This is a genomic window from Candidatus Nitrosotalea sp. FS (genome assembly GCF_011319475.1).
In the GTDB taxonomy this organism is placed as follows: domain Archaea; phylum Thermoproteota; class Nitrososphaeria; order Nitrososphaerales; family Nitrosopumilaceae; genus Nitrosotalea.
Genome location: NZ_RCMC01000304.1, coordinates 596 through 3,970 on the forward strand (window position 1 = coordinate 596; position 3,375 = coordinate 3,970).

At 39.2% G+C, this 3,375-nt stretch carries 4 protein-coding genes and 3 pseudogenes; all 7 read left to right on the forward strand.

Features of this window, described 5'->3' with window-relative positions; all coding sequences use genetic code 11:
- Positions 1-224 (forward strand): annotated as a pseudogene (locus DYY66_RS15185) (translation initiation factor IF-2 subunit gamma); the annotation flags it as partial.
- Positions 217-399, forward strand: a complete 183-nt coding sequence (locus DYY66_RS15190) for a hypothetical protein (RefSeq protein WP_255496483.1) — start codon at positions 217-219, stop codon at positions 397-399. The pseudogene DYY66_RS15185 and the gene DYY66_RS15190, both read left to right, overlap by 8 nt.
- 55 nt (positions 400-454) lie before the next feature.
- A complete protein-coding gene (locus DYY66_RS15195) occupies positions 455-592 on the forward strand; it encodes a hypothetical protein (protein ID WP_255496484.1) in 138 nt (45 codons plus the stop codon).
- Positions 593-616: 24 nt separating this feature from the next.
- Positions 617-1,178: MBL fold metallo-hydrolase (locus DYY66_RS12310; RefSeq protein ID WP_255496485.1), on the forward strand; the 562-nt coding region annotated here is incomplete at its 3' end.
- A 1-nt stretch (position 1,179) separates the two neighbouring features.
- Positions 1,180-1,336, forward strand: a pseudogene (locus DYY66_RS15200) (MBL fold metallo-hydrolase); the annotation flags it as partial.
- A 653-nt stretch (positions 1,337-1,989) separates the two neighbouring features.
- Positions 1,990-2,281, forward strand: a 292-nt coding sequence (locus DYY66_RS15205) for an STT3 domain-containing protein (RefSeq protein ID WP_394352661.1), incomplete at its 3' end; no start/stop codon positions are given.
- Between the two features lie 748 nt (positions 2,282-3,029).
- A pseudogene (locus DYY66_RS12330) lies at positions 3,030-3,375 on the forward strand (hypothetical protein); the annotation flags it as partial.

Below are 3,375 nucleotides of genomic sequence, written 5' to 3' on the forward strand. Positions count from 1 at the left end.
GCTCTGGCGAAGAGATCAAGGTTGCTGCAATACAGACAGGCGAATCCCTGAGATTGAGTCTTGGTACTGCTCCGCTCTTGTCAAAGGTAACTAGTGTGAGGGGCAAGACTGTAGAATTGCAATTCAAAAGACCTGTGTGCATCTTTGAGAACAGCAAGGTGGCAATAAGTCGAAGAATATCTGAAAGATGGCGACTGATTGGTGCTGGTGTTTCAAGTGGTTAAGATAATCTGTGATTCTAGTTTTCTTATGATTCTTGGTTCCAAGAGGATCAAAAACATCTCAAGTGTTGAGACAGAAATTGGTGCACTAGAATATGTTGTGCCAGACATGGTGGTAACTGAATTGGAAAAAATATCTGGAAACGATAAAAAAAAAGCTCTGCACAGAATGCACTAAAAATTATTAAAATTTTCAAACAGTTTCGATATCTGGTAAATCTGTTGATGATGCCTTGGTTTCATATGTAAAACAAAATGGAGGAATTGTAGCAACCATTGATGCTGAGCTAAAATCAAGAATAAAACAAAATGGAGGATCTGTTCTTTCTGTATCAAGTGACAAGATTGTTCTTGAACCAAGCAAGCTTTAATTTTGGTAAAACAGAATTTGTGTCATGTTTGAATACAAGGGAATCAAGATAAGATGGCTTGGCCATGATTCGTTTAGTATTACTGGTAATGTTACAATAATGGTTGATCCCTTCAAAATAACAAAACAAGAAAAAGCAGACCTGGTTTTAATTTCACACAATCATTTTGACCATTGCAGTGTGGGTGATCTCAGGAACATATCCACAAAAGAAACCAGCATTGTTGCTGCAAAGGAATGCATTGAGACACTCAAAGGATTTGACTTTAAAGAAAAGATTGGCATCTCTCCAGGTGAGGAGAAAACTGTGAGAGAAGTTAAAATCAAATCTATTCGTGCGTATAATGTATCCAAGATAAATCCTGGTACAAAAAAACCGTTTCATCCAAAAGAAGACAACAAGATTGGTTTTTTGTTTGAACTAAATGGTATCACGATATACCACACTGGTGACACTGACTTGATTCCTGAGATGTCTGATCTAAAACCTGAGATTGCTCTTGTACCTGTTAGTGGAACATATGTCATGACAGCACAGGAAGCTGCAAAGGCAGTAGAAAAGATAAAACCAAAGATTGCAATCCCGANCATGACAGCACAGGAAGCTGCCAAGGCAGTAGAAAAGATAAAACCAAAGATTGCAATCCCGATGCATTATGGAGTAATTGTTGGTAGTGAAAAGGATGCTCGTGAGTTTAAACAACTAGTAAAATCCTGTGAGGTTCAAATTCTTGCAAAAGAGTAATAAGCAGAGTTTTTTCACCAAAAACTAGATTGCTCCAAGATGCCAAATTATTTACNTGAGAAAGATGCTCATGAGTTCAAACAACTGGCAAAATCATGTGAGGTTCAAATCCTCACAAAAGAGTAATAAACAGAGTTTTTCCACCAAAAACTAGATTGCTCCAAGATGCCAAATTATTTACAGTACGAAAATTTGATTTTCACCTAAGGCATCTGCTTGTAATCGCAATTCTTGCAGTATCGTTTTCTATTTCTGCAATGGTTCGTTCTCAGGCTGCTGATTATGGTTTTCAACTAAATGAATTTGATCCGTTCTTCAATTATAGAGNGAGGCATCTTCTTGTAATTGGAATTCTTGCAGTGTCATTTTCTGTTTCTGCAATGGTTCGTTCCCAGGCTGCTGATTATGGATTTCAACTAAATGAATTTGATCCGTTCTTCAATTATAGNAGATGTTTTTTCAACTGCCCAAGTCTCGTTGCATGTAACTGACGCAGTTTTGTTCAAAATATTTGGCGGTGGAATGAGCCTCTATGACTTTACCATAATATTTCCAGTAATCTTCGGTTCGATGACTGCAATAGTAATATTTGCTCTAGTGCGTGTGTTGGGTGGTACCAGTGCAGGACTGTTTGCATCACTCTTCNTGGCTCCATGACTGCAATAGTGATATTTGCCTTGGTTCGTGTATTGGGTGGAACAAGTGCAGGACTGTTTGCATCACTCTTCTTTGCCATCTCTCCTCCAATCATAGTCAGGGGAACAATTGGGTGGTTCAAGTCTGAACCTCTTGGTCTGTTTTATGGATTATTGGGAGTCTACCTGTTTCTGAGTGGGCTAAAGTCTGAAAACAAGAAAATTGCCATATCGAAATTGGCAGGCGGTGGATTCTTTCTTGCAATAGGTTTTGCATCTTGGGGTGGAATAGAGTTCTTCCTTCTTCCTCNCCATTGCATGTAACTGATGCAATATTGTACAAGATATTTGGCGGTGGAACAAGTCTCTATGACTTTACTATAATATTTCCAGTAGTTTTTGGCTNTGAATTCTTCCTTCTTCCTCTTGGCCTGTTCTTTATCGCACTGCCCTTTATACGAAAAGATCACAAATTCCTGCTCTGGGCAGTCCCGTTGTTTGTTGCAGTAACCATGATAATTTCTGGAGGAGTATTTGCAAGACCAGGTCCGGCTTTTGTATTTGGTGTAAGGGGTTTGGCAATGATTGGCCCTGCAATATTGCTTGTAGTAATAATTTTGATTCAAAAATATAGCAAAGAGCAGTATCGCCTGNATCAGAAAACAAGAAGATTGCCATATCAAAATTGGTAGGAGGTGGAGTCTTTCTTGCAATAGGATTTGCATCTTGGGGTGGAATAGAGTTCTTCCTTCTTCCTCTTGGACTGTTCTTTGTTGCTCTGCCTTTCATAAGAAAAGATCACAAGTTCTTGCTCTGGGCAGTTCCATTGTTTGTAGCAGTAACCATGATAATATCTGGAGGACTGTTTGCAAGACCTGGTCCGGCTTTTGTATTTGGTGTAAGGGGATTGGCAATGATTGGTCCTGCAATACTGCTTGTAGTAATAATTTTGGTTCAAAAATATAGCAAAGAACAGTATCGCCTACGGAATAGCTTGTTGGTCTTGGCTGCATTGCTAATAATAGGCGGTGTTCTTGGCTGCAAGTGGTACACATTCGGTGAGCTTCCGTTATCTTAATGCAGTAAATCCATTTTTGACTTCAGAAGATCCTCTGGTTGATTCGGTTGCAGAACACGCAACTCCAACACTTGCACAAAACTTTAGCTACTTCTCGATACTCATGTTATTTGCAGGCCTTGGAATTTGGCTTGTGTTTAGAAATAAGAATGGCGACCCAAGTGCATCACGATTCACTATTAGAAATGAGATGATTGTCTTTGCCTTGATAATTGGTATGGTGGGTGCATATGCGGGTTCGACCTTCTCTAGATTAGAGTTGCTTACGGCAACATCTGTAATTGTACTTTCATCAATAGGCCTTACAGCACTTGTTTCAGATATTC